The sequence below is a fragment of the Mesonia phycicola genome (genome assembly GCF_900141885.1).
Classification (GTDB): domain Bacteria; phylum Bacteroidota; class Bacteroidia; order Flavobacteriales; family Flavobacteriaceae; genus Mesonia; species Mesonia phycicola.
In genome coordinates, this window is record NZ_FQYY01000001.1 from 1 (window position 1) to 25730 (window position 25730).

The window sequence follows — 25730 nt, forward strand, 5'->3', positions numbered from 1 at the left end:
TGATTTACAAACTTCAGAACATAAAGAATAATGATTTAGAAAGTCTAAAAAAAGACATTGATTCTGGAGGTAAATTTATATTATTCAATTATAGAATTGGACTTGGAGCAGTATCTTTATTGAGGTTTTCGCCTGCAATATTTATTAAACGCAGCGAGGAAATTGAAAAATTCAAAAGAAAATACAATAGAATGAATTTTATATTTGGACCTTGGTTCATTTTCAAAGGTCCATTTTTAACTTATGATGCTTACAAAGTCAATAAAAATGGAGGAATAGACATTACCAAAGATATACTGACTAATTTAACTCAAGAACATCTTGAAAAAGGAGAAGTAAATATTCAGGTTTTACACAACATATTTTCAAAAGTAAATAAATCTGACAAAAAGAATATTATTAAAGCTTTACAGAAAACAGATTTAAATATTGTTCCTGTTAAAAATGTTTATACAGCCTTGTTTGTTAATGTTGAGGAATATCAAGAAGCATATTTTGTTATTGGAATAGAACTTTCCAAACAAATTGATTTAAACATAGAACATATCAAAACAAATCTGAATAAATACTTTTATAAACACGTAGAATTTGACATATTTGAAATTAATGAGAATGATGAATATTCAGAAAAACTAATTGAACAAGGAGAAAAAATTAACGGAATAAAAAGCGTGTGGTAACACTGTACAATTCCAACTAAGGTTTGGTTGTGTCCTGCGGACACAGACGCAAAAGCGTCAAAGTTAGCCCTTTTTATTATCTTTACTCTTAACCTTCCCTTAGCTGGGAAATTATACAAAACCGTTGGCAACAAGCTAAAAAAACAATCGTGATAAAATTAGAATCATTTAAAATAGATTATTGGAAATATCTCAAAAAATGGATTTCAAGTGAATCGGAATTAGTCCAATTCGCCGGACAAATTTTCTCTTTTCCAATTGACAAAAAACAAGTCGAATTATATTTATCGGAATCAAATAGAACTGTATTTAAAATAGAAAACGAGAATAATGAAACAATCGGAATTGCAGAAATAAACATTCCAGAGGATAATGTTGCGAAATTAGCTCGAATTTTAATCGGGGAAAAATCAATGCGTGGAAAAGGAATCGGAACGGAATTGATTAATAAACTGACTGAATATGGGTTTTATAATCTAAAAAAGGAAAGAATTATACTAAATGTATATTCTTGGAATATTTGAGCAATTAAATGTTATGAAAAAGTTGGTTTTCTAAAAACTGACAAACCAATAAAACGTATAAAGGTTGGAAATGAAAATTGGGAAACAATCGAAATGGAAAAAAAGCCAGTGCCTAACAATGTATAATTCCAACTAAGGTTTAGTTGTGTCCTGCGGACACAGACGCAAAAGCGTCAAAGTTGGCTCTTTTTACTATCTTTACTCCTAACCTTCCCTTAGCTGGGAAATTACACAAAACCGTTACAAAACATTAGAAATGAAATACTACATTTTAATATTCTTTTTTCTTATAAACACATTTTCATTTTCTCAAAATATTGATTTTATTAAAATTGTTTCCGAACAACTCGGTTTAGACAAATCAAAAATTAAAAGAGAATTGTTTACTTATAAAACTATCCCAAACAATCAGTCTGAAACTATTGTAGTCATTCCTGAGATTTCTAATGAAGACGAAGATGACTATTTTTTTGAACTTAACAGTTATATTCTAATAGTTGACAGCGAAACAGGAAAGATTAAAAATCAATATTATGAAAGTTCAAAAACCAATAATTGGACGTCTGATGCTGTAGTTTTATCAGAAATTATAATAGATACTGCACCTTACCAAATTTCAAAAGAAAAAAGAGCTTTTGGAATACGAGTAAATTATTATGGAATGTCTAAAGCTAATCCATATAGTAACACGACTATTTCGTTATTTATAAAATCCAAAAACAAATTAAAAAAAATATTAGACAATTATGATGTAATGGATTATGGTGGCGAATGGGACACTAACTGTGCTGGAGAATTTAAAAATGAAAAGAAAATATTGATTATATCATCAAATAAAACAAATGGTTATTATGATATTTTAGTAAAAAACAAAATTACAACAATAAAAAACTTTGAGAACGAAAATGGAGACTGTGACTACGAAGAAAAGAGAACATCTCAATCAATTCGATTAAAATATAATGGTGAAAAATACAAAAAAAACGTTTTGTAACACGGTGTATAAAACATAGCTAATAAGTCCATAACCAAAAGGTTTGTGTATATTTAGAAGGTACGCCAAATTTTTAATTTGGCTTTAAAAAAGAGAAAAATTAAAAACAAAATATAAAAATTCGGCTCTGTGTTAATCCGAAAAGTTAGTGTCTTTTTGCACGCTACGTTTCATACATAAGTCCGTTGGCAACAATATACCAATCACTCTCTGAAAAATGAATGAAAGCGAAATTGTAAAATATTTTAATATTGTTTTATTATCTGAAAAAGACGATAAGTTTTTTAACATATATGAATGTTTAGTTCCGAAACATCTTAAATATGAAACTAAAGACGAAAAAGAATACTTTAATGAATTATCAGAAAAAATTGCCGATTTTTTAAAAAGCAGAAAGTATTTTAACTAATTTGGGAATGGTTCGTTTGAACTGACTACAAAAGGAGAAAAAGCAAAAAGAAAAGGAGGGCATTTTGAATTAGAAAAATACGAGAATGATAAAGAAGATAAGCAAGACAAAATACTAGACTTAGATGGAAAACTTAAGAAATTTGAATTAAAGTTTGGTAATAAAATATTAGTCATCGGAATAGTTTTTACAATTTTAAATTTTCTAATAACATTTGCAACTCTTGAATTTTGGAAGCGTGGCGAAAATAAGAGTGAACAAAAAATGCAAGTAACGAACCCATTAAAGATTGAAAAAGCAGAAAAAATAAAAGATAGTTTGAATTAAATAATGTTGCCAACAATGTATAATTCCAACTAAGGTTTAGTTGTGTCCTGCGGACACAGACGCAAAAGCGTCAAAGTTAGCTCTTTTTACTATCTTTACTTCTAACCTTCCCTTAGCTGGGAAATTATACAAAACCGTTGCCGCCAATTAAAAAACTCAACAAAATCAACATATTGACAAGAATGTCGTAAAAATGTCGCAAACAAACCGTTATCAAATTGATAGATTCATAAGTAGTTTTGTAGTAACAATAAACCAAAATTAATTATGAACGAAATCGGAAAAAAAATTAGAGAAATAAGAAAGAAAAAAGGACTTTCTCAAGAAAAGTTGGCTGAATCTGCAAAAGTGAATTTAAGAACAATTCAACGGATTGAAAATAACGAAAGTGAACCTCGTGGAAAAACCTTGAACTTAGTTTGCGAGGTGCTTAACATAAATGCAGAAGATATTTTAGATTATGGAAAACAAACTGACAAAAGCTATCTAACAATTTTTCATCTTTCTGTAATAGTCTTTTTAGCAATACCTGTTGGAAATATAATTGTCCCTCTGATTTTATGGATAAATAAAAAAGATAAAATTGTTGGACTAAAAGAAATCGGAGCAAATCTTTTGAATTATCAAATCTTATGGTCGATTATAACATTTTTATGTATAACAGGATTCGCATTTTCGAAAATTATGCATTATGGTTATTATCCTATTCTTTTTTATATTTTCATCGGACTTTATACTTTGAACATAATATTACCAATAGTTTTTGCATTTAAAACGAGTAAAGGGAAAACAGAAAATTTATATCCAAATATAATTAAACTGATAAAATAACTGGTGGCAACATTGTATAATTCCAACTAAGGTTTAATTGTGTCCTGCGGACACAGACGCAAAAGCTTCAAATTAAGTTCTTTTTATTATCTTTAACATTCATTCAACGCAACTGAAAGTTATATTAAACCGTTGTGGGTAATGCGAAAAAACACTCAAAACGAAAACAGAACTCAAATTAATACTGATTTACAGATATTTAATGTATTTTAGAAATGGAAAACTAAAAAATCATATTATGAAAAATTGGATTTTATTAATCGGACTTTTAATTGGAGTAAATTCATTTGCTCAGGATAAAAGTATAGAAAACGAAAAAAACGAACCGTCTTTTAAATGCGATATCGTCAAATTTGACTCTAAAAAAAACACAATGGAATTCCAAGGAAACGTGAATTTTAAATCAGATATTATTGAACTGAAGAATGCTGACAAAATCGTTCTTAATAATAACACGAATGAAATAATTGTTACAGGTTTAGGAGAGTTTACGATCGATGGAGCAATTCAAATAAAAGATAAAGCGGAAAAGAATATATTGAAATACACTATTGGCGAACGAATAGCATATTTGGAATAAAAAACACTACCCACAATACTGTATAATTCCAACTAAGGTTTGGTTGTGTCCTGCGGACACAGACGCAAAAGCGTCAAAGTTAGCTCTTTTTACTATCTTTACTCCTAACCTTCCCTTAGCTGGGAGATTATACAAAACCGTTAGCCACGAGATATAACAACTTAGTAATAAATTATAACAATGACTAAAATTACATTAAAAGCAATTTTTATTTTTTATCTTCTTTTTTCTTTTTACCAAGCGAAAGCACAAGTAAGCGTTTCCTACTTTGGAAATTCTGACAATTCAAAAGTAGGTGTCGGATACGATTTTAACGAAAAATTATGGACGGAATTAAGGATTTATTCAGGCACATCATTAGAGAATGTAACTGCAGAAGCAGTTCTTAATTATAATTTTTTACGAAGAGAAGAATATCGAACTTATATTGGAGGAGGAATTGTGGTAAATAATTTGAATGGAATTGTTGTACCGATAGGAGCTCAATTTACTCCATTTGAGAATTTAAAAAATTTCTCTTTTCATATTGAATTACAACCAATGTATGAGGTAGATTACGCAGATTTGTTCGTTAACGGATTTGGTGGTATTCGATATAAATTTAATTAGAGAAATTTCATAACTGATTAAATTCAGTTGCCAACACTGCATAGTTCCAACTAAGGTTTAGTTGTGTCCTGCGGACACAGACGCAAAAGTGTCAAAGTTAGTTCTTTTTATTATCTTTATTCCTGACCTTCCCTTAGCCGGGAAATTATACAAAACCGTTATGAAACAATAGTATGACAAGATATCATAACAATCAATTAAGTAAAAGATTAATACAAGATGCAGCTAAGTATGGCATATCTGAGGACTTAATTCAGAAAAATCTATCCAAAGGAAAACTAATACAAGTAAAAAGAAATGAGATACTTTTAAATATTGGTGAACAAAACAATTATATTTATTTTATTCTTGAGGGTGGCTTTATAAGTCAATATTATAATGAGGAAAGTTCAAAGTACAGAACAATTGCTTTTTACATCGATAATTATCAACCCTATATGACGGAGCCCGAAAGTTTTTTTACCAACTCTATTTCCAATTGTCAACTAAAAGCATATAAAAAATCAAAATTAATAGCTTTTCATCGTGAAAGTATCACTAGTTTAAATAATGAGTACAAAAATTTTGATAAATATTATAATGCAAAAATTTTACAAGCACTTATAATTGAAGGTCAGATGAAAACAAAACTCATAAGTCTTTCTAAAAAGAATTTATATAGCTATTTAATAACAGAACATAATGCTGTTACAAGAAATGTCCCTTCAAAATATATAGCAGAATTTATTGGTGTAACTCCGCAATGGTTAAGTAAGATTAAAAAGAGTATTTGAAAGATGAAATTAGTTTCATAAAAGTCATTTAATTTTCTCATTAATTTGTTTAAGAAAAAATTTAATGAGAATATATTATGAAAAAAATGAGTTCTTCTGCAAAATTGAGCTATTACTTAGGTTGGGGATTAATATTAATCTATTTTATAAGTAACCTTATTTTTGTTCATGACCCAAGGCCCGCAACAGGAATTCTTGCTCTCGCAGGGTGTATATTTCTTGTAATTCACGGCGTAGCTCGATATGGCTGGAAAGGTACCGGACTATTCGTTATTTTAGCTTATACAGTTAGCACATTTTTAGAAGATTTAAGCATACATACGGGCTTCCCTTTTGGAAATTATCATTACGATTTATCTAGTGCTCCTTTTGCTGTTCCTTTTATAGACCAAGTGCCGGTAGTTGTAGGTCCAATTTATATAGCAGTTGGCTATTTGTCTTGGACTATAGGATCTATTATAATGAATCATGCCGATCGTCATTTGGATAAAAAAAGGAATATTTTCTTGCTACCTATGGTTAGCGCGTTTATAATGGTGCAATTTGATTTGGTTCAAGACCCATCAACATCTACCTATCAAGGATTATGGGTTTGGGAAAATGGTGGTGGTTTTGTAGGTGTACCTTTGGTTAATTTTCTTGGCTGGTATTTCACTTGCTACCTTTTTATGCAAATATTTACACTAGTTCTTGCCAAAAATCAACAAATGATTAAAACTTCAGGTTTAGTTGATAAGAAATTTTATTGGATGCAACCAATCGTTCTATATTTAACTATTGCTTTTTCTTATGTTACACAATACATTTATCATATAGACAATGAAACAGAAATACAAGATTTGGCAGGCAATACATGGACAGTAGCAAACCTTTATGAGATTTCGGTAACTGTTATGGTGTTTACGATGTTATATTCTGCTGTATTAGCAATTGTAAATTTATATAAAGATGCAAATGGTGACTTGAAAACATAGTAGTTATTATATGTTTATTTGTTTTCATTTAGAACTAGAATTAGTGAATATATATTTTTCTAAATGTATTAGAGTATATTTAGAATCCAATAAATTAAATAGAATTTTAGTAATGATTGGTAACTATGAAAAAATCGTTGCATAACACCATATAATACCAACTAAGATTTAGTTATTTCTTGCAGACACAGACACAAAAGCAATACAGTTAGCTCTTTTTGTTATATATTTACTACCAAATCTTACCATCGTCGGATAATTACACGAATACATTGGCAATAATCATAAATTACTCCCATATTTAAATGAAAAAAGCACTGTACTTTTTAATAGCAATCTTATGTTTGAGTTGTAAAACAAATCAAAATAAAAAATCAGCTAATAAAAAACCAAATATCTTATTTATTATAGCAGATGATATGGGTAAAGATGCCTTAGCCGGATATACTGAAGGAACTATAAAACCACACACACCAAATATAGATTCTATTAGAAAAGCAGGTTTAAGCTTTAATAATTTCTGGACATACCCCACTTGTTCACCAACTAGAGCATCAATGATTACAGGTAAATATGGATATAGAACAGATGTAAGATGGGCTAATCAAAAATTAAATGAAAGTGAAATTTTATTACAAAAATATATTAACCAAAATACTAATAATTCTTACGCGACAGCTGTAGTTGGTAAATGGCATATTTCTGGTTACGATACAACAATTAATCCAGAAACATTTGGCATTGATTATTATGCAGGCATATTTATTGGTTCTGTAAAAGATTATTACAACTGGCCTTTATCTGAAAAAGGAAAGCAAACAACAGCTACAGAATATACTACCAAAAAGTTTACAGATTTAGCGTTCAATTGGATTAATAAACAAGAAAAACCTTGGTTTATGTGGTTAGCCTATAATGCACCACATACTCCTTTTCATGTCCCTCCTGCAGAAATGCATAGTCAAGGAAACTTACCTCCTTACACAGAAAATGTAGATCCTACTCCTTATTTTATGGCTTCTATAGAGGCTATGGATTTTCAAATAGGAAAACTTTTAAATTCACTATCAAAAGAAGAAAAAGAAAATACAATTATTATTTTTATGGGTGATAACGGTACAGAACCAATAGTTACCCAAGATCCATATAATAAAAATCAAGTAAAAAGAAGTTTATATCAAGGTGGTATAAATATGCCTTTATTTGTGTCTGGAAAGGGAGTTGAAAGAAAAGGAATCGATAATAATTTAATTACTACAACAGATATGTTTGCTACAATAGCCGAAATAGCAGGTGTAGAAATTGATGAAATAAATGATAGTAAAAGTTTTAAAACACTTTTTTCTGAAAAGAAATCTATTAGAAAGTACCAGTATTCTGAAATGAAGAATGAAAAAAATGATGCTTGGACCATTAGTAATGGTACTTACAAATTATTAGTGTTTGTAAATGGAAAAGAAGAAATGTACAACTTAAGTACCGATCCATATGAAAAAAACAACATTCTAAATTCGACTCTTAATTCTATAGAAAAAAAATCTAAAGAAGAGTTAGAAATTGAATTGTTGAGGATAAGAAATTAAAAATACCTACCATCCAACGATGTATAATTCCAACTAAGGTTTAGTTGTATCCTGCGGAAACAGACGCAAAAGTGTCAAAGTTATCTCTTTTTACTATCTTTATTCCTATTACTTCAATAGCTGGAAAATTACACAAAATAGTTATATAACATTATAAATGAAGCAATTACTATTTACAATATTATTTTTCAATTTAAATTTTGGATTCTCACAAATTCCAAATAATAGCTATGAAATTAATAAAAAAATTGAATTAAATTATATTAGTTTAGAAGTAGAATGTTTTTATAACAGAACTGATGGAGGTAAAATTTTAAAGAAAATTGTTCTAAATAGATATAGTGATACCTTAAGTCATTTATTTAAAATTTATGACCAAAAAGACACAATTGGCGACCATAAATTATCTCTAAAACAGTTATTTTCAAAATATGCTATAAAAATACCTACTTCTAAATTTGATGAAATTGCTTTATTATTGAAAGATTTAGATGTAAATAAAATAAATGAAATATATAGCAAACCAGATAACCTTACTGATGGCTGCCAAAACGTTCTGACTTTTTCTGATAATATTTATACTATTAAAATTAACGCACATGCACCTGAAGCTCTCCCTATAAAAAGAGGTTTATTAAATTTTTATAATTTATACAGAAAAATTTGGGATTTAGCAGTACGTTATTAAAAACGTTATATAACAACGTATAATTCCAACTAAAGGTTGTTTGTGTCCTGTAGACACAGACGCAAAAGCGTCAAAGTTATCTCTTTTTACTATCTTTACTCCTAACTTACACCTACCCTTAACTTAATAACACAAGAATATTCAAATCAGGTTCTTAAAATTTTTGTATGTCTAAAACATTATTCTTTTAAATAAATCTAGTAATGAAAAATTGAAAATTTAAACTATACAAATCAATATTTTATTTTTTTAAAAAAACTTCAAAATAAATATTAAACAATACCGTTATAAAAAAGAAGTTCATTACTAATATTTTAAAACAATAAACATGGAAAAATTTGCTCACATATATTTTCAAAATAAAATCTGTAGAATAACAATTATAACGCTAATGTTATTTTTTCTATATAATAAAACTAATGCTCAAGATCAATTAGATCAAAGGGCTGAAGAAAAACAGATAATTGAAAAACAGAGACAATTAACTCTAAGTCAGATACAGCAAGCAAAAATTGAAAGAAAATATCAAAAAAATTTAGCATTAAATCAACAAGAACAAGCTAAAATTAAAAGGAAAGAACAAAGAGTATTAGCTTTAAATAAACGAGAACAAGCTAAAATTAAAAGAAAACAACAAAGAGCATTAGCTTTAAAAAAACGAGAACAAGCTAAAATTAAAAGAGAACAACAAAGGGCCTTAGTTTTAAATAAACGAGAACAAGCTAAAGTTAAAGGCGAAAATTCAGATAAAAAAATTGAATAACAAATACCAATTAACAATAAATAAAAAACTAAAGTTAATTTGTTTTACACAAAAGAGCTTTAGTTTTTTTATTTTTATGCCTAAAATTCCATGTATAGAAAATAATATAATATTATTTGGGTTTATAGAAACCAAAACTCTTTAATAAAAAGCATGGATATCTTAAAATATATACAAAAGCAATACAGCCATTTTAACCTCACTGACAATGAACTAGCAGTATTAGGAGAACACATTACAGTTCAACACTTTAAGCGTAATCAGTTATTCTTAGAAGAGAATACTACTTGTAAAAAAATGGGGTTATTAATAACAGGAATTGCTTATTCGTATATAATAAACAATCATGCTGAAGAAGTTATTCAAGACTTTTATTATCCTAGTGGTCCAGAAATTCTTTTTGATTATGAGAGTTATTTTCTACAAAAAAAATCTAATTTAAATATAAAATTTCAAGAAGAGGCTATTGTGTCTTATTTTTATATTGAAGAAATTAAAAAATTGTACAATGAATATCCTCGATTTCTTCAATTTGAATTTTTACTAACACAGCAAGAGTTTGTAAAAACAGTTCATAAAAATCAAATACTACAAGTTAAATCTGCTGAAGAAAAAATAACACTACTACAACATCAAAACCCTAAAGTTTTTGAACTATTTCCATACGTACAAATTGCATCTTACTTAGGCATTCATAGAAATACATTTAGACGTGTTTTCTCAAAGCACTAATTAGTTTTTGCACCAAATGGTGCGTTTATTTTTAATTGAGTCATGCTACTTTTATACTGAAAATTGCCACTGTAATAACTATTTACAGTAAGGGTTTATAAAAACAATAAAATATAAATATAATATGAAACAGTTAAAAAATAAAGTAGCATTAGTAACTGGTGCTGGATCTGGAATAGGTAAAGCTGTAGCAGTTTTGTATGCCAAAGAAGGAGCTAAAGTAATTATAAATGACATTAACGAAGAAAATGGGCAGCTTGTTGTTAACCAAATAAAATCTCAAGGAGGAGAAGCTTTTTTTATTGAGGCAGACGTTTCTAAAGAAGAAGATATTCAGAATTTGATTAATAAAACAGTAGAAAAATATGGACAACTAGATATTGCTTGTAATAATGCCGGAATCACTGGAGAACAAAACTTAACAGGACAATATTCGGTTAGTTCTTGGGAAAAAGTAGTTGCTATTAATTTAAATGGTGTGTTTTTAAATTGCAAATATCAGCTAGAACAGATGGAAAAAAATGGCGGAGGTGTTATTGTTAATATGGCCTCTATTCACGGGATGGCCGCTGCTCCTATGTCGTCTGCATATACCACCACTAAACATGCAGTAGTTGGTTTAACAAAAAATATAGGTGTAGAATATGCACAAAAAAATATTAGATGTAATGCTGTAGGACCTGGATATATTGAGACTCCCTTACTGAAAATGGCAGATACTGAAATGTTAGAAATGCTTAAAGCTAAACACCCTATGAATAGATTAGGTAAAGCTGAAGAGGTAGCCGAACTAGTATTATTCTTAAGTTCTGAAAAATCGTCTTTTATGACTGGAGGTTATTATCTAATTGATGGTGGATATACGGCTGTTTAATAAAACTTATGATTATCAAGATTTACCTTTATAAAAAACAGAGCAAAATTGCTCTGTTTTTTTTTAGTCTTTGAAAATGGTATCATAACCCTAACAGACTTTTAATTTCGCACCATATGGTGCACTCCTACAAACCAATGGCATAATACTTTTGTATTAGAGTTATTTACTCTTACATATTGACAATTAAAATAGTGTATTATGAATTTTGATAATAAACAAAAAGTAAATAAAGAACTTCTAAATGAGTTGCTTACAAATAAAAAAGGTAATGTAGCAGATGTTCTTAGGGTTTATGATCAATTAGAATCCGTAAATTTAGATTTTATGACTGGCCGTTGGAAAGGTGAAGAAATAAAAACAGGTCATTCTTTAGACGGCATGCTAGTGCCATCTGGCTGGTATGGTAAAGTATTTATTTCCCCAGAAGAGGTACATCCATTGGTTTTCTATACAAAGAATAAAACTCAATTATATTCTGTAAACCCTAAATATCTTCCAATGGATATTAATGTTCCAAAAAATAAAGTCTTGGGAGTTTTAATGGCATTATCAAAACCTTTCGTACAAACAAAAAAATCTAGTGCAAGACTTAGAATGATTGAATATAGAGGAAAGTATACTGCAACTATGGCCTATGATGCAAAACCAATAAATGATCATTTTGTAAAAATTGATGAAAATACGGTTTTAGGTTTGATGGATAAAAAAGGTAATTCTAAAAATTTCCCATATGCATTTGTACTTCAACGAGATGACAACACAAACTTCAAAATAAATTTATAAACTATTACCTATGAAATTTAAAGATAAAGTAGTAATTATATCAGGAGGAGCAAGTGGTATAGGACAATTACATGCTATAAAATTAGCTACAGAAGAAGGTGCAATAGTTGCCATACTAGATGTTAATAAAGAAGGTTTAGAGAAGACAGCATCAAGATCAAAAAACATACACCCGTATTATTGCGATGTAACTGATATAAAATTAGTAAGAGAAGTAATTAGCAAAGTAATTGCCAATTTAGGTACTATAGATCGTTTGTTTAATTGCGCCGCAATTATGCCAGCCGGGTTATTAAAAGATTTAACAGCAGAACATATCAATAAATTAATGCTTATAAATTATACGGGAATGGTAAACATTTGCCAGACTGTAATTCCTGATATGTTAAAAAGAAATTGTGGCGATGTAATTATTTACGGTTCTACTGCGGGAATGCTAGTTACCCCAAAATTTGGAGCTTATGGAGCTACTAAAAGTGCCAATAATTTTTACACGAAAGTATTAATTGAAGAAAACAAAAAATCCAAAGTAAGAATATTACTTGTTTGTCCGCCAGCTGTAGATACACCTCTTTTAAAACAAGCAGAACAAACAGATCAGCCTGATATTTTTAACACCTCTTTTTTTAAAAAATATATGACCTCTTCTCCTGAAGATGTTGTTAAAACAGTTGAAAAAAGTATAAAAAGAGGTAAAAAAATATGTTATCCTGGTTCTGCTAAAATTACATCATTACTAAGCAGGTTTATGTAATTTAAGAATATTTAAATGAATGAACTTTCCTGAAATAGGTTGACTAAAAATTAAGCCATTAATTATAGTCACTTATGAAATCACAAAATGAACACTGGCAAAAAAAATCCTATCAAAAAGTAATTTTAGAGACAAAACTTTTAGTCGTTGACCAAATCCTTACAGGATATATATCAAACAACCAGGCTTCTAAAAAATACGATGTACCCTGAACAACTATTATCTATTGATTAAGAAAATACAGTACCTTAGTGCAATAAAATAATGGTATGAGTAAGAACGATGAACTGCGAAGCACATCACGAATACCTTTAAAAAAAAATAATGAGTAAATTAAAAAGTTAAGGGAAAAGATTAAAGAACTAGAGTTTAAAAAGACTTTCTACAAAACATAATCGTGGATATGGAACTTATTACAGGCGTCGATATGTCAAAAAAGTCATTACTGAAAACATTAACAAAAGAGATAGAGATAGAGATAGAGATAAAGTTTATAGATTTCTTAGAATTAATAACCTTCTCGTCCCTAAAACTAAAAATTACATCACTACTACTAACTCTGACCGTATGTACAAAAAATATAAGAACCTTATAAAAGACCACGTCCCTACTCGTTCGGAACAATTATGGCTAAGTTATATTACCTACATTACAACTAAAAACGGACACAACCATATCAGTATAATACGTGAATTGACTTACCAAAAAGATAATAACTTATCTAGCCTAAAACATAACCCAAATTGACCAGTTTAGGGTATTGGTACACTAAATACTACAGTATCGAAACAGCCTTAATATAATTGCTGTTTTTAAAATTTTCATAGCTTTTAATTTAAGCCATTCCACCATTAACTCCTATGTTTTGGGCATTTATCCATTTTGCATCATCACTTGCAAGAAAAGCTACAATACTTGTAATGTCATCTGTTTCTCCAATTCTCCCATATGGATTCATTGAGGCTAAACGGTCTATAACCTCTTGTGGTTTTCCTTTTACAAATAACTCGGTGTTTGTTGGTCCTGGTGAAATAGAATTTACATTTACACCTCTTCCTATTTCTTTTGAAAATACCTTGGTTAACTGTTCTACCGCAGCTTTTGTTGCTGCATAAGTTCCATAAGTTGGGAGTATTAAACGATTTACCGTTGTAGAAAAATTAATGATACTCCCGTTATCGGCCAATTTTGTTGCAGCTTCTCGTAACGTATTAAATACACCTCTCACGTTTACATCAAATTGTTTGGTAAAATCATTATCAGAGGTATCTTTAATAAATTTGGTTATCATTATTCCTGCATTATTTACTAATACATCTATTTTGCCATAATATTTGATTGATGCATTAAAAAGTAATTTTACCTCTGCTGGTTTACTCACGTCTGCTTGAATAGAAATTGCGTCTCCACCAATAGTTTTAATTTGAGATACTAATTTTTCAGCTTCAGGTTTACTACCAGCATAATTAACGATAATTTTTGCTCCCTGTTTGGCTAACTCTGTAGCAACTTCTGCTCCAATACCTCTTGATGCTCCTGTTATTAAGATTACTTTGTTGTTTAAATTTTTCATTTGACTACTTACTATTTACTTTTAATAGTTCAAATGTATTTAGACAGTTAAAGTCTATTGTTACGAAAAATACAGTATAAGTTGTAAATTTTAAAGAAGTTAATTTATTTGAAAATAAATTATGATTTTCTGAATTGATTTGGAGACAAACCGATATGCTTTTTAAAGTAATTGCTGAAGTGTGCAGTTTCTGAAAAACCTAACTGATAGGCAATTTCTTTAATGGAAAGTGATTTATTTTGCAAAAGAGTTTTTGCTTCTATAATTGTCTTTTGTGTTATCCATTCAGAAATAGTTTTCCCAGTTTTAGTTTTTATAACATTACTTAAATAATTTGGATGTAGATTTTGAGCATCTGCATAATCTTTTACTCTAAATACTTCTTTTATAGTGCCTCTATTTAAATCTCTATAATGTTTTTCTAGCTGAACTTTAAATAATTTCACAATTTGAGAACTACGGTTTCCTTCAAAAATAGGATTATAATCTTTCCAAAAGTAATCTTTAATTTTATATAACAATACTGCTAAAAGATGTCCAATAATTTTATTTTTATCGGTAACTTCTTTAATGTATTCTTTATTTATTTGTAAATATATATTTTCTATATCATTGAAAAATTTAGTGTCGGCAATTTTAGGACTTACTGTTTCTGACAATAAGAAAGGGAATAAGTTAAATACATTTTCATCAACATATTTTTTTAGAAAAATCTCATCAAAAGTAATTAGGTAAACTTCTTCAAGTTTATCCCAATAAAATGTTCTGTGATTACTTGGATTTGTAAAATAAATAGAATGAGTTTTTACATTAAAAGTATTATCATCAATAGAATATTTTCCTTTACCGTTTTTTATGAATATAAATGAAAAATAATTAGGTCTATATGAAGGCGATTGATAGGGTAATTGAAAACCAACATCTTTTAAATTATTTATTGTAAATCCCTTTATAGGCTTAACCCAGTCAATACGAAGATTTAATTTTTCATATAATTCAACTAAAGATTTAGATTCAGGATTGTCGTATTTCATTAATCAACAATGATGAGTTTATATTATCATTTTACAGATAAAATTTTATAAGTAAAGATAATAAAAAGGGTAAAATTCTATATTTAGAAGTGAATATTTATAATACAAAACTAACTTTAGCAAGAATGATATAGTTGTTATCATTCTTTTTTCTGTTTTTAAACTTTATTAGTTAATTTTAATTATCTAATATTTTCTTTAGTAATTTTTAAAACATTTTCTATCTAAATTCGATATTTTTAATGGCTGTAAGTATAACTCATTAAATACATTGTAACTAAGAATGTTAAAGCAAAAAAAATACTTGAAATTACACTAGTTATAATAGCTGTTTTATTTTTATTAATTCGAAATGAAATTATAGATAGTACGAGTGTTATGAGAAAAAATATAGGAAATCCCAATATAAATGTTTCTGGAATTTTCCAAGATATAGGACTATCATTAAGAATTAATAATATAAGTACTACCAATACCAATAACATAGTAATAACCACAATATTTAATTTCTTATGTGTTTTCATATAAAGGTATTTTTTTAATAGCAATTATTATTTAGCCCTACTTTGGTTTTAGAGTTTACTTTTAAAGTATCAATATTAATTTTCAGTGTTTTAACTAACAATTTTAAAATATTTTTCTCTTCAAAATTAAAAAAAGTAAAAATTTATAATATACTGTATTACAAAAGTAGAACCTTATTTAACTTTTAGTTTTCTATTTGTAGATTATTTTATTTATAATGAAAATGTTTACTTTTTATCAAACTTTAAAGTTGACGAAAATTATATTAAAACAAGGATAAATGTTTTTTTGTAAATAATTAAAAGACTTAAAGTTTTAATATATAAAATATTGAGATTTGATTAATATTAATGTATTTTGCTAAAGGTGTAGTTTTAATTTGTAGATAGAATTATAATTTAGAAAATGTTTAATAAAGCAGTTTTAAAATACGTACTAGATGTAAATATTTTTAATGTAGTATTTTGCTTATTAGTTGGTGCATTTTCTAGCGTTTTTTGGAGTGCTGTACTATTTTCTACAGTTGGTATTTTTGTGGGATATTTAGGTTTTAAAACCTTTAAAAAAAATGAATATTACACATATTATAATTTAGGTTACACAAAAAAACACCTTCTAAAAAGAGTACTTTTACTTAACTTCTTTATATCTGTTTTTATTATTTTAACTTACCAATTGTTTCTATAAATGGATGTATTAGATATAGCCAACCTAAATAAATCTTACGGCAAAAAAACTGTACTAAATAACATTAAATTTAGCTGTCAGACAGGAGAAATAATTGGGATATTTGGCCGTAATGGTTCTGGAAAATCGACTTTATTTAAAATAATATTTGGAGTCACCAAAGCAGATTCTATTCAGCTTAAAATTAATTCTAATATATTACCTCAAAAAGAGGTTATAGCTTCCAAAAAAATTGGCTACTTGCCACAAGATAGCTTTTTGCCAAAAGAGTTAAAAGTAAGAGATGTAATTCCGTTATTTTTTTCTTCTGAAGAGCAACAAGACAAAGTTTTTTATGCACCACAAGTTTATTCTTTTGATAACGTAAGAGTTGGAGAATTATCTCTTGGTCAATTACGATATTTAGAATTACTAATTTTTGGCAACCTAAATCATCCGTTTATTTTATTAGATGAGCCTTTCTCTATGATAGAACCACTTTATAAAGAAGTGATTAAAGAATTTTTACAAGAAATTAAAAAGACAAAAGGTATAATTTTAACAGATCATTATTACAACGATGTGCTTGGAGTGACTAACAGAAATTTTGTTTTAAAAGATGCTACATTAATTTCTATTAACAATAAAAAAGATTTAGAAAAATTTAATTATTTAACTTCTAACTTATAGATAAGCTTTACTCTACTCACCCCCTTTTAGCTAAAATAGTGCATTTATTACATACAATTTTACAAGCCTATTTTGCTGTAAAATACGACCTACTGACTATGAAAAATACGGAGAAAACCTCTTATTTTTTGCATAAATAATATTCCTATTTCTTTCCATATTTGAGCCTTTAATTTGTTTTAAAATAAATTTTTATCTAAGCAAATTATGTTAAAAACGTGGATATTATTTCTATTAACAATTACCACTTGTTCTACAAGTTTAGCTCAATTTACTCCTCCAGGATTAGGGAAAACAAACTTAGCCTCTTGGTTTGCTATTGGAGTAAAACAAAACCTTAATAAAGAAAAAACTATTAAATCTGCTACTCATTTTGGTACAGGAAGAGTTAGTGATCCAGATGACTATAATTTAGTAAAAAAACACTCTATATATGTTTTTAATGAAGAGGTTACTCATCAATTTAAAGATAACTGGAAATACTCTTTTGCGGTAAGTTACCGTTGGCAAAATAAATACCAATCTACACAACCTTATTCTATAGATACACCTAAGGCTAGACAAGAACTAAGGTTTTATAGCCGTTTTTCTTACCTTAACTCTTATAAAAATGTAGATTATTCATTTAGTTACCGACCAGAACTTCGTTATTTTTATAACCCAGATTTTAGTCCCGCTACTAAAAACACACAATTTCGTTCTCGTTTTAGAGGGAAAGCATCCTTTAACCTAAATTCTTTAAAAACTCAAAAAATTATTACTACCGCAGAATTTTTGTTTTCTACGACTAAAACCAGTAAGTGGAGCAGTTTTGAATATCAAGAGACTAGATTCTGTTTATACTATTCTGTATTATTTCCTCAACAAAAAATCACTTGTAACTTAGGTTATATGAATGATTTGATAGGTAAATCTTCTATAACAAATGTGCATTATCTTGCATTTGATGTGGTACTAAATAACCCCTTTTAAAATAAATTAACTTGGTTTTATACTAGCAATGCCTTTCTCATTTTTGCTCTAAAAAACCTCAGCTAGATACAAACAAAAAAACCGCTTTAAAAGCGGTTTTTTTATGCATTAGAAGTAATTATAATAACTTATTCAAAGTCACAATTTTTACCTAAACTTTCAAATTTAGCTAACTCTTCTATTAATCCATTATTTACATTTCCAAAAACTTCATAGGCAATTTTACCTAAAGGTAAATGTACTGGCGCTTCTTCTAATTGTGCTAACTTGTAGATAGCTTCAGCTGCTTTTGCTGGGTCTCCTGGTTGGTTACCACTTAATTTTTGTAAACCTCTTATACGCTCACCTACTGTAGATTCGTAATCTTCAATTTTAGTATTATCGTAAGCTGCAGAGCTTCCTGCCCATTCTGTTCTAAATGGTCCTGGTTCTACATTAGTTACTTTTATGTTTAATGGCTTTAACTCTGCTGCTAAAGCTTCTCCAATACCTTCTAAAGCAAATTTAGATCCGTTATAAATCCCTAAACCTTGAGAGCCTATACGCCCTGCAATAGAAGTAATATTAATAATATGACCAGAACGTTGTTTACGCATTTGAGGTAATACTTCTCTAATAGTAGTTAATACACCAAAAACATTTACTTCAAACTGTCTTCTAACTTCTTCATCAGAAATTTCTTCTACACTTCCCATAGCACCATAACCAGCGTTGTTTACTACTACGTCTATTTTTCCGAATTTATCAAAAATAGTTTTTACACCATCTATAATCATTTCTGTAGAAGCTACATCTATAAGTACACCAAAAGAATTACCTGGACTCTCATTATTAAAAGCCTCTACTTGGGCTTGTTTTCTAAAAGTACCAACTACAATTTGACCTTGTGCTAATACTTCTTTAGCTAACTGCTTGCCTAAACCTGATGAAACACCAGTAATAAACCATACTTTTTTATCTGTACTCATTTTTGTTTTATTGAAAATTTGTAAAAAAATCTATTTATATGTCAAAATTACTAAAATTTTAAAGAATGCTAACTAAATGAAGTTAAACTCTGGTAAATAAATAGATTTAATATAATTTGAAATAATAATAATAAAAATAGGTTTTAAAAATGAGTAAATTTAACCATCATAACTTTTCTAGAAAAAGTAAAAATTTTAAGTAATGAAAAAAATAGGAATTTTAGGAATGGGCGGCATTGGTAGTTTTGTTGGTGCCAAACTTTCTAAAAGTTATAAAAACAGTAACGAGGTAGAAGTAATATTTATTTGCCGTGATAAAACAAAAGAGGTAATTAACCATAAAGGCCTCACACTTATTACTTCACAAGAAACTATTACTGCTAATGCTAATTTAACGTCTAACAACCCAGAAGAAATTGGCTTATTAGATGTTTTAATTGTTGCTACAAAGTCTTACTCTTTAGCAACTGCTATTAGTAGTTATAAAAAATGTATTCATTCTAAAACAGTTATTATTCCTTTACAAAATGGAGTAGATGCAAAAAGTATTATTGAACACAATTTAGATATTAACCCTACCAATATACTAGAAGGTTGCATATACGTAGCTTCTAATATTGAACAGCCAGGAGTGGTAAAACATGTGGGCGGACCAGGTAAAATATTTATAGGAAATAATGACGAGCTCGATTTTAAATGGGTTGAAAAATTGTTAATAGAAGGTGGATTAGATGTGGTTTACACCCATAACATTCAAGAAATTTTATGGAAAAAATACCTTTTCGTATCTCCATTAGCGGTAATGACGAGTGCTCTTCATATTACTTTTGGCGAATTAGAGGAAAGTACGGAGTACATGGAGATACTTGAAAAAATGATGAAAGAAGTGCTAAGTTTGGCCAACAAATTTAACATAACTCTAACCCATAAGGATATTGAAGATTCGTTAGCTATGTTATCTAAATTTCCGTATGCGTCTAAAACATCTCTTCAATTAGACATAGAAAATAAGAAACAAAATAATGAAAAATATAATCTATTAGATTTTGTAATTAATAATGGTGAAAAATTTGGTATAAACGTAGATACCTACAAAGCAATGAATGAGAAAATAACCAATAAATAATTCATTAAAAAAATATGGTTTACTCACTTAGGTGAAATTTAGTAAACCATATTTTATATTCCTATTTAAATACACATCACTTTCTAGTTCTCTGAATTTACAAACTGCTTAACATGTAAAGAAGGTTGGTAATTTTCGTGATATGGAAAGCCTGATTTAACTACTGCAAACGCTTGTTTTACTAGTTTATTAGATACTGCAATTAAAGCTAATTTTTTACTTTTCCCTTTGGCTATTATTCGGTTATAAAGGTCACTACAGCTTTTATTGTTTTTACTAGCGGTAAAAGCACATAAAAATAATAGATTTCTTAATTTTTTGTTCCCTACTTTGCTAATTCTGCTTCGACCACGTATACTTTTCCCCGACTCTCTTATAGTAGGTGTTATGCCTACGTAACTAGAAAGTTGTGAAGATGTTTCAAATCTAGAAAATCCGTTAGTGATAATAATTAGAAAAAGTGCCGTCTTGATACCAATACCCGGAATACTTGTAAGCAAACAAAACTGTTGTGGATATGCTTCTTGAAGAATAATTAATAATCTGTTTTCTATTTCAGTAATTTCTTTAGACAAATGTTCTAAATCTCTCTGTAAAGACCTAAATACATACATAGAAGGAATGCCTAATATTTTCTCTGCGTGAAGTTTATTTTTAGTGACTGTTCTTTTTTTTATATAACTATCCATTAAGCTATACAGTTGTAAACATTCTGCTTGTGTTTTATTTTTTGCAGTATATAAAGTTACTTTATTAACTAGTGCATAATCACAAATAGCCTTTGCATCACTCTTATCTGTCTTTATTTTAGATAATTTCATCTGTAAAAACCGTTTTACTGATAACGGATTTACTACTGCCACTAAAATAGATCTTTTATATAAATATTGAGCTAGCTGAAAATGATAATAGCCTGTTGCTTCCATCACTACTAAGCTGCTTTTTTTTAATTTTTTTCTGAATAACCTAAAACCTTGAAAGTTATTTGCAAATTGATAATGCCCGTGAATAGTACTATAAACATCAAAAAAATCTTTACTAATATCTACTCCTAACGTTTCTTTGCATTTATACATATGCCTTGTTTTATTAGAAACTGCTTTTTTACAAAAACTATAAAATAAAGAGAGTTGGTTATCGATGTTGTCGAAGTCTACGCTTCATCGTATAGCAGAACCTTTTCTCTCTTTATTTTATAAAAATGGGTAATATGTACTATTCTTTTTCTAAAGCTTTTACATCTGTAATTAATTGTGCAATAGAAGCTCTGTTTAAACCATTATATATACCTCTAATGTGTTTATTTTTATCTATTAATAAAAAGTTTTCTGTATGTAAAAAATCATCTATGCTTTTCTCTTCTCCTAAATCATTTTCTACAAAATAAGACTCTCTTCCTAATGAATAAATTTGTTTTTTATCTCCGGTAACTAAATGCCATTTATTGTCTATTACGCCATGTTCTTTTGCATATTCTCTTAAAACAGAAACAGAATCTACAGAGGGCATTACAGAGTGACTTAGTAACAATACTTCAGAATTATCTTTAAACTCTTTCTGTATCTTAGACATATTATCTGTCATTTGCGGACAAATACCAGGACACGTAGAAAAGAAAAAATCTGCTATATATATTTTGTCTTTAAACGTTTCTTGCGTAATGGTATCTCCCAATTGATTTACCAATTTAAAATCTGGTATCTTATGAAAGTTTTTTTCTTCTTCTGTATTAGGTGTTAACCAATTAGGTGTAAAAGATTTTTCATTGTAATATGGTAAATAATCTGTTCTACTGGTTTCAGTAACTTTAATATCTTCCTTTTTCAATGTCTCTTTACAACTAACAAAAATACTTACTAATAAAATTGCTAATATCTTGTAGTTTTTAATAATCGCTAATAACCTCATCTTCTAATTTATAACATGAATTTGCTCTTCGCATACCAAAAATACGTCCATTTTTAGCTTCATAATTAACATATAATGCACCGTTTTGTAACCAAGCTTTTTGTAGACCTTCTTCTTTCCCATCTACAAGTTGTCTTTTTTTTGCTAATTGTCCCGTTGGGTACCATTCTCTCTCTACCCCTTGTTTAACTCCATTTATATAGTGAGATTCTGCAGATAATACTCCATTTTCCCACCAGCTTTTATACACGCTATCTAACCTATTATGCTTATAATAAGACTCTATACGTAATACCCCATTTTTAGACCATTTTCTAGCTACTCCTTCTCTCTTTCCTTTATTATAGCCAATTTTTTCTCCCAATGTATCATTCTCATGATATTTTAAAGAATAACCAGAAAATGGTTTGTTGTTGTAATACCATTTACCCTCTAACTGATTTAATACTAAATTTTCTTTTAATACTTGTACGCTATCAATAACTACAGTTTTGCTTATTTCTGTAACTGTACTATTATTTTTCTGAAGATTGTTTTTAGTACAACTAGAGAATACAAATACAATAAATGATATTAATAAAAGTGGTTTCATAAAAAATTAGTAACCTTGAAAAGGACCAGCAAAAGCAATGTAAGATCCTGTGTTAGAATATAACTCATTAATAATATGGTAGTGATACTCTTCGTTACCATCTGTATATTGAGTAACCGAAGTATGACCTCCAGACTCATCTAAATCTGTTGGATATGTACTTGTAGAGTAACATTTACGTCCGTAAAGAAACACACCGTCTAAAAGTATACCTACTAAATTTTCATCATCATTTGAAAAAGCTTTTGGCTCTAAGTGATAATGATATACTCCAGGACCAATGTGTGCACCTGTCCAATCTAAACTAGCAGCTGCTTGACTTAAAGCTCCGTTTCCTTCTTGATCGTTAAAAATTGAAGCTCCACTTACAGCAATACCAATAGTGTTTAGCTCTGTAGCAACTGTACTTCCTGTTAAATCTGGTGTAGCATCTACAGTAATTGTTACAGCATTATTATTACTAGACATAATTGATGGAGTAGTTTCTACATCTGGTTCTTCTAAATACAAATCGTTACCTTCTCCCCAATATACAGTTTCGTGATTTGGTAAGCCTGTGGTTTCTATAACTACATTGCTACCGTCTAAATAAATAGTTGTTGCCTCTGTATTAAAAGCTTCAAAAGCTGCGTGAAGTTCTGTAGCAACTTCATCATCATCATCATCGTCATCGTTATCTCCATCGTCTCCTTCACCTATCACCTCTTCTTCTTCTACGGTAGTAGAATCATCATCTGCGCAAGAAACAAAAACTCCTAAAATAAATAAAACAAATAATGAGTATGGGAATAATTTACTTCTAACATTTTTCTTCATAATTCTTCGATTTAAATTGATTATAGAATAAATGTATTTAATTACTCTTTAGGTAATTTATAAAGTCTGCGAAACAAATGATCTTTTAAGTGAATACGCCTATTTAGCCTTATATAAAATTCTTAATTAATTAAACATATAATAATTTAAAGGTGAATAATGTTAAAAATCCCTCTGATGGTTTCTGTTTTTGGTATATTCAAAAAAGTCTCTTAAATATATAGTTATGGAAAAAGTAAATTTTAGTGATCTTAAAGTAGTTTTTGTAAACTGTACTTTAAAAAAATCTCCACAAGAAAGTCATACTTCGCTTTTAATTAATGTTTCTAAAAACATTTTAGACAAAGAAAACGTAAGACATGAAGAAATTAGATTAGTAGATCACGAAGTTGCTAGTGGTGTATATCCAGATATGACTGAGCACGGCTGGGATAAAGACCAATGGCCTTCTATTTTTAAAAAGATTATAGATGCAGATATTTTAATTGTTGGTACTCCAATTTGGTTAGGTGAAAAATCTAGTGAAGCTCAAAAATTGATAGAACGTTTATATGCAATGAGCGGAATGGTAAATGATAAGGGACAATATTTATTTTACGGGAAAGTTGGTGGCTGCATAATTACAGGTAACGAAGATGGTATAAAACATTGTGCTATGGGTATTTTATACTCATTACAACATGTTGGATATAGCATACCGCCACAAGCAGATTGCGGATGGATAGGCAAGGTTGGCCCAGGACCAAGTTATGGAGATAAAGTGTGGAAAGGAGAAGAATTAAAAGAACCCGTAGGCTTTAATAGTGATTTTACAAATAGAAATACCACATTTATGACTTACAATCTACTTCACTTAGCTTCTATGTTAAAAGCAAATAATGGATATTCTAATTATGGAAACTCTCGAGAAAAATGGGACAATGGCACTCGTTGGAATTTTGAAAATCCCGAATACCGTTAATTTATTAATATGCTAGGTTTTTAAAATTACGTAAGTAATTCACTTGGCAAGTAACCTAACTTCTTTTTAAAAGCAACTGTAAAATGCTGCGGATTTTTATAGCCAACCTCATAAGAAGCTTGAGAAATTGTATAATCGTGCTTTAAAATTAATTCTATCGCCTTTTCTATTCTTAAACTAGTTAGGTATTTAAATACAGGCATTTTAAATACTTCTTTAAAATCGTTTTTAAACTTAGAAGTATTAAAACCTGCTAATGCAGATAATTTTTCTATGCTTAAATCTTCTTTTAAATTAGCACGCATATAATTTTCTATTCTAATTAAATTCTCTTTATCTGCTTCTCTTAAATTGTATGTTTTAGTGGCTGAATAATTAGAAGCTAATGCCATGAGAACTAGCTCGGTTAGTTTAGCCTCTAAGTAAGATTTTTTAGTAACCCCTTCAAAAGAGCAAGTTAAAAATTCATTTATAATATTGCGTAGCTGTTTATTTACCACCAAACCTTTTTCAAAAAAAGAATAAAACTGATTTTCTTTTTTTGCTTCTAAATACTGTTTAGAATTATTTATAAATGATTTACCCATCTTGTCTTTTAAAAAAGACTCTTTAAAATAAATATTTAAAATATTCTTCTTGGTTTGAAAGTAATTATGCGTGTAAGATAACGATGGTATATAAAACAAATTATATGTGTTTCTTGTCAAGTGATATTCTATATCATTAATAGAAATGGTTTTATTTCCCTCCATCACAAATTGAAGTAAAAAAACAGATTGACTCTGTTTTATCTGTAAAGAGTGGTTCTCTAAATTTACATTATTGTAATTTTGATGTAATACAAAAGCTTGATTTAAATGAATTTCTTTTAACTCTCCCGTACCTACATTTAAATTAGAGTGCTTATTTTCTAATAATAAAGATGTACGCATGCCTTTATCAAAGCATTTTTTTAACTCTCCATTATTAAATCCTATACTTTTAAACCGAATTTTCATTAATTCCTTTTACGTTATAT

Annotated in this window: 29 protein-coding genes; 21 read left to right on the forward strand and 8 right to left on the reverse strand. The window is 28.6% G+C overall.

What is annotated here, in order from left to right; genetic code table 11:
* From BUC03_RS15140 to BUC03_RS00080, 16 genes are all read left to right on the forward strand, one after another.
* Positions 1-680 (forward strand): hypothetical protein (locus tag BUC03_RS15140; RefSeq protein ID WP_073146968.1); only part of this gene is annotated, 680 nt, incomplete at its 5' end.
* A gap of 149 nt (positions 681-829) precedes the next feature.
* Positions 830-1204 (forward strand): GNAT family N-acetyltransferase, encoded by a 375-nt coding sequence (locus BUC03_RS00010; protein ID WP_073146970.1) that lies wholly within the window; start codon positions 830-832, stop codon positions 1202-1204.
* Between the two features lie 256 nt (positions 1205-1460).
* Complete coding sequence (locus tag BUC03_RS00015; RefSeq protein ID WP_073146972.1) at positions 1461-2198, forward strand: PA3715 family protein; 738 nt, start codon at positions 1461-1463, stop codon at positions 2196-2198.
* 217 nt (positions 2199-2415) lie between these two features.
* The gene (locus BUC03_RS00020) at positions 2416-2607 is read left to right on the forward strand and encodes a hypothetical protein (protein WP_073146974.1); all 192 of its coding nucleotides are present in this window, start codon (positions 2416-2418) and stop codon (positions 2605-2607) included.
* Between the two features lie 594 nt (positions 2608-3201).
* Complete coding sequence (locus tag BUC03_RS00025; protein ID WP_073146976.1) at positions 3202-3765, forward strand: helix-turn-helix domain-containing protein; 564 nt, start codon at positions 3202-3204, stop codon at positions 3763-3765.
* A 238-nt stretch (positions 3766-4003) separates the two neighbouring features.
* On the forward strand, positions 4004-4345 hold the full coding sequence (locus tag BUC03_RS00030) for a hypothetical protein (RefSeq protein ID WP_143159107.1): 342 nt from the start codon (positions 4004-4006) through the stop codon (positions 4343-4345).
* Positions 4346-4525: 180 nt separating this feature from the next.
* Positions 4526-4954, forward strand: a complete 429-nt coding sequence (locus tag BUC03_RS00035) for a hypothetical protein (protein WP_073146980.1) — start codon at positions 4526-4528, stop codon at positions 4952-4954.
* A gap of 173 nt (positions 4955-5127) precedes the next feature.
* Positions 5128-5727: a Crp/Fnr family transcriptional regulator gene (locus BUC03_RS00040; protein WP_073146982.1), complete on the forward strand. Its 600-nt coding sequence runs from the start codon at positions 5128-5130 to the stop codon at positions 5725-5727.
* Positions 5728-5813: 86 nt separating this feature from the next.
* The gene (locus BUC03_RS00045; protein ID WP_159432683.1) at positions 5814-6701 is read left to right on the forward strand and encodes a carotenoid biosynthesis protein; all 888 of its coding nucleotides are present in this window, start codon (positions 5814-5816) and stop codon (positions 6699-6701) included.
* Between the two features lie 305 nt (positions 6702-7006).
* Positions 7007-8284, forward strand: a complete 1278-nt coding sequence (locus BUC03_RS00050; protein ID WP_073146986.1) for a sulfatase-like hydrolase/transferase — start codon at positions 7007-7009, stop codon at positions 8282-8284.
* Between the two features lie 157 nt (positions 8285-8441).
* Entirely contained in the window at positions 8442-8972 is a 531-nt protein-coding gene (locus BUC03_RS00055) for a hypothetical protein (RefSeq protein ID WP_073146988.1), read from the forward strand.
* A 328-nt stretch (positions 8973-9300) separates the two neighbouring features.
* Positions 9301-9735: a hypothetical protein gene (locus tag BUC03_RS00060; protein ID WP_073146990.1), complete on the forward strand. Its 435-nt coding sequence runs from the start codon at positions 9301-9303 to the stop codon at positions 9733-9735.
* A gap of 153 nt (positions 9736-9888) precedes the next feature.
* Positions 9889-10467 (forward strand): Crp/Fnr family transcriptional regulator, encoded by a 579-nt coding sequence (locus BUC03_RS00065; protein ID WP_073146992.1) that lies wholly within the window; start codon positions 9889-9891, stop codon positions 10465-10467.
* 124 nt (positions 10468-10591) lie between these two features.
* Positions 10592-11341, forward strand: a complete 750-nt coding sequence (locus tag BUC03_RS00070; RefSeq protein WP_073146994.1) for an SDR family NAD(P)-dependent oxidoreductase — start codon at positions 10592-10594, stop codon at positions 11339-11341.
* A 201-nt stretch (positions 11342-11542) separates the two neighbouring features.
* Positions 11543-12127 (forward strand): DUF4334 domain-containing protein, encoded by a 585-nt coding sequence (locus BUC03_RS00075; RefSeq protein WP_073146996.1) that lies wholly within the window; start codon positions 11543-11545, stop codon positions 12125-12127.
* Positions 12128-12137: 10 nt separating this feature from the next.
* Positions 12138-12881, forward strand: coding sequence for an SDR family NAD(P)-dependent oxidoreductase (locus BUC03_RS00080; RefSeq protein WP_073146998.1), 744 nt, complete (start codon positions 12138-12140; stop codon positions 12879-12881).
* Between the two features lie 835 nt (positions 12882-13716).
* Here BUC03_RS00080 and BUC03_RS00090 read toward each other — a convergent pair.
* Together BUC03_RS00090 and BUC03_RS00095 are read right to left on the reverse strand one after the other, a co-directional pair.
* Positions 13717-14454: an SDR family oxidoreductase gene (locus tag BUC03_RS00090; protein WP_073147000.1), complete on the reverse strand. Its 738-nt coding sequence runs from the start codon at positions 14452-14454 to the stop codon at positions 13717-13719.
* Positions 14455-14573: 119 nt separating this feature from the next.
* Positions 14574-15488, reverse strand: coding sequence for a helix-turn-helix domain-containing protein (locus BUC03_RS00095; protein ID WP_073147002.1), 915 nt, complete (start codon positions 15486-15488; stop codon positions 14574-14576).
* A 930-nt stretch (positions 15489-16418) separates the two neighbouring features.
* Here BUC03_RS00095 and BUC03_RS00105 point away from each other — a divergent pair.
* The 3 genes from BUC03_RS00105 (at position 16419) to BUC03_RS00115 (ending at position 18341) form a co-directional block, all read left to right on the forward strand.
* Positions 16419-16700: a hypothetical protein gene (locus BUC03_RS00105; RefSeq protein WP_073147006.1), complete on the forward strand. Its 282-nt coding sequence runs from the start codon at positions 16419-16421 to the stop codon at positions 16698-16700.
* On the forward strand, positions 16701-17369 hold the full coding sequence (locus BUC03_RS00110) for an ATP-binding cassette domain-containing protein (RefSeq protein ID WP_073147008.1): 669 nt from the start codon (positions 16701-16703) through the stop codon (positions 17367-17369).
* 207 nt (positions 17370-17576) lie between these two features.
* On the forward strand, positions 17577-18341 hold the full coding sequence (locus BUC03_RS00115) for a DUF2490 domain-containing protein (RefSeq protein WP_073147010.1): 765 nt from the start codon (positions 17577-17579) through the stop codon (positions 18339-18341).
* Between the two features lie 128 nt (positions 18342-18469).
* Here the strand turns inward: BUC03_RS00115 and BUC03_RS00120 are convergent, their stop codons facing one another.
* A complete protein-coding gene (locus BUC03_RS00120; RefSeq protein ID WP_073147012.1) occupies positions 18470-19309 on the reverse strand; it encodes an oxidoreductase in 840 nt (279 codons plus the stop codon).
* Between the two features lie 202 nt (positions 19310-19511).
* Between BUC03_RS00120 and BUC03_RS00125 the strand changes: the two genes are divergently transcribed.
* A complete protein-coding gene (locus tag BUC03_RS00125) occupies positions 19512-20435 on the forward strand; it encodes a ketopantoate reductase family protein (RefSeq protein ID WP_073147014.1) in 924 nt (307 codons plus the stop codon).
* 83 nt (positions 20436-20518) lie between these two features.
* Here the strand turns inward: BUC03_RS00125 and BUC03_RS00130 are convergent, their stop codons facing one another.
* The 4 genes from BUC03_RS00130 to BUC03_RS00145 form a co-directional block, all read right to left on the reverse strand.
* A complete protein-coding gene (locus tag BUC03_RS00130) occupies positions 20519-21511 on the reverse strand; it encodes an IS110 family transposase (protein ID WP_073147016.1) in 993 nt (330 codons plus the stop codon).
* A 139-nt stretch (positions 21512-21650) separates the two neighbouring features.
* On the reverse strand, positions 21651-22343 hold the full coding sequence (locus BUC03_RS00135) for an SCO family protein (RefSeq protein ID WP_073147018.1): 693 nt from the start codon (positions 22341-22343) through the stop codon (positions 21651-21653).
* Positions 22321-22935, reverse strand: a complete 615-nt coding sequence (locus tag BUC03_RS00140; protein ID WP_073147019.1) for a toxin-antitoxin system YwqK family antitoxin — start codon at positions 22933-22935, stop codon at positions 22321-22323. Before BUC03_RS00140 ends, BUC03_RS00135 begins: the two co-directional genes overlap by 23 nt.
* A 6-nt stretch (positions 22936-22941) precedes the next feature.
* Positions 22942-23751, reverse strand: a complete 810-nt coding sequence (locus BUC03_RS00145; RefSeq protein WP_073147021.1) for a YHYH protein — start codon at positions 23749-23751, stop codon at positions 22942-22944.
* A gap of 226 nt (positions 23752-23977) precedes the next feature.
* On the opposite strand from BUC03_RS00145, the gene BUC03_RS00150 reads away from it, so the two are divergent.
* Entirely contained in the window at positions 23978-24712 is a 735-nt protein-coding gene (locus BUC03_RS00150) for a flavodoxin family protein (RefSeq protein WP_073147023.1), read from the forward strand.
* Positions 24713-24738: 26 nt separating this feature from the next.
* On the opposite strand, the gene BUC03_RS00155 is transcribed toward BUC03_RS00150, so the two are convergent.
* A complete protein-coding gene (locus BUC03_RS00155) occupies positions 24739-25710 on the reverse strand; it encodes an AraC family transcriptional regulator (RefSeq protein WP_073147025.1) in 972 nt (323 codons plus the stop codon).
* Positions 25711-25730: the final 20 nt, after the last annotated feature.

Bases quoted from the DNA above. Each gene is read 5' to 3' on its own strand.
- BUC03_RS00145 (WP_073147021.1), bottom strand. From the start codon at position 23,751: ATGAAGAAAAATGTTAGAAGTAAATTATTCCCATACTCATTATTTGTT.
- BUC03_RS00090 (WP_073147000.1), bottom strand. From the start codon at position 14,454: ATGAAAAATTTAAACAACAAAGTAATCTTAATAACAGGAGCATCAAGA.
- BUC03_RS00110 (WP_073147008.1), top strand. From the start codon at position 16,701: ATGGATGTATTAGATATAGCCAACCTAAATAAATCTTACGGCAAAAAA.
- BUC03_RS00125 (WP_073147014.1), top strand. From the start codon at position 19,512: ATGAAAAAAATAGGAATTTTAGGAATGGGCGGCATTGGTAGTTTTGTT.
- BUC03_RS00135 (WP_073147018.1), bottom strand. From the start codon at position 22,343: ATGAGGTTATTAGCGATTATTAAAAACTACAAGATATTAGCAATTTTA.
- BUC03_RS00150 (WP_073147023.1), top strand. From the start codon at position 23,978: ATGGAAAAAGTAAATTTTAGTGATCTTAAAGTAGTTTTTGTAAACTGT.
- BUC03_RS00115 (WP_073147010.1), top strand. From the start codon at position 17,577: ATGTTAAAAACGTGGATATTATTTCTATTAACAATTACCACTTGTTCT.
- BUC03_RS00155 (WP_073147025.1), bottom strand. From the start codon at position 25,710: ATGAAAATTCGGTTTAAAAGTATAGGATTTAATAATGGAGAGTTAAAA.
- BUC03_RS00095 (WP_073147002.1), bottom strand. From the start codon at position 15,488: ATGAAATACGACAATCCTGAATCTAAATCTTTAGTTGAATTATATGAA.
- BUC03_RS00040 (WP_073146982.1), top strand. From the start codon at position 5,128: ATGACAAGATATCATAACAATCAATTAAGTAAAAGATTAATACAAGAT.
- BUC03_RS00070 (WP_073146994.1), top strand. From the start codon at position 10,592: ATGAAACAGTTAAAAAATAAAGTAGCATTAGTAACTGGTGCTGGATCT.
- BUC03_RS00015 (WP_073146972.1), top strand. From the start codon at position 1,461: ATGAAATACTACATTTTAATATTCTTTTTTCTTATAAACACATTTTCA.
- BUC03_RS00045 (WP_159432683.1), top strand. From the start codon at position 5,814: ATGAGTTCTTCTGCAAAATTGAGCTATTACTTAGGTTGGGGATTAATA.
- BUC03_RS00060 (WP_073146990.1), top strand. From the start codon at position 9,301: ATGGAAAAATTTGCTCACATATATTTTCAAAATAAAATCTGTAGAATA.
- BUC03_RS00035 (WP_073146980.1), top strand. From the start codon at position 4,526: ATGACTAAAATTACATTAAAAGCAATTTTTATTTTTTATCTTCTTTTT.
- BUC03_RS00065 (WP_073146992.1), top strand. From the start codon at position 9,889: ATGGATATCTTAAAATATATACAAAAGCAATACAGCCATTTTAACCTC.
- BUC03_RS00055 (WP_073146988.1), top strand. From the start codon at position 8,442: ATGAAGCAATTACTATTTACAATATTATTTTTCAATTTAAATTTTGGA.
- BUC03_RS00020 (WP_073146974.1), top strand. From the start codon at position 2,416: ATGAATGAAAGCGAAATTGTAAAATATTTTAATATTGTTTTATTATCT.
- BUC03_RS00140 (WP_073147019.1), bottom strand. From the start codon at position 22,935: ATGAAACCACTTTTATTAATATCATTTATTGTATTTGTATTCTCTAGT.
- BUC03_RS00105 (WP_073147006.1), top strand. From the start codon at position 16,419: ATGTTTAATAAAGCAGTTTTAAAATACGTACTAGATGTAAATATTTTT.
- BUC03_RS00030 (WP_143159107.1), top strand. From the start codon at position 4,004: ATGAAAAATTGGATTTTATTAATCGGACTTTTAATTGGAGTAAATTCA.
- BUC03_RS00130 (WP_073147016.1), bottom strand. From the start codon at position 21,511: ATGTATAAATGCAAAGAAACGTTAGGAGTAGATATTAGTAAAGATTTT.
- BUC03_RS00080 (WP_073146998.1), top strand. From the start codon at position 12,138: ATGAAATTTAAAGATAAAGTAGTAATTATATCAGGAGGAGCAAGTGGT.
- BUC03_RS00050 (WP_073146986.1), top strand. From the start codon at position 7,007: ATGAAAAAAGCACTGTACTTTTTAATAGCAATCTTATGTTTGAGTTGT.
- BUC03_RS00075 (WP_073146996.1), top strand. From the start codon at position 11,543: ATGAATTTTGATAATAAACAAAAAGTAAATAAAGAACTTCTAAATGAG.
- BUC03_RS00025 (WP_073146976.1), top strand. From the start codon at position 3,202: ATGAACGAAATCGGAAAAAAAATTAGAGAAATAAGAAAGAAAAAAGGA.
- BUC03_RS00120 (WP_073147012.1), bottom strand. From the start codon at position 19,309: ATGAGTACAGATAAAAAAGTATGGTTTATTACTGGTGTTTCATCAGGT.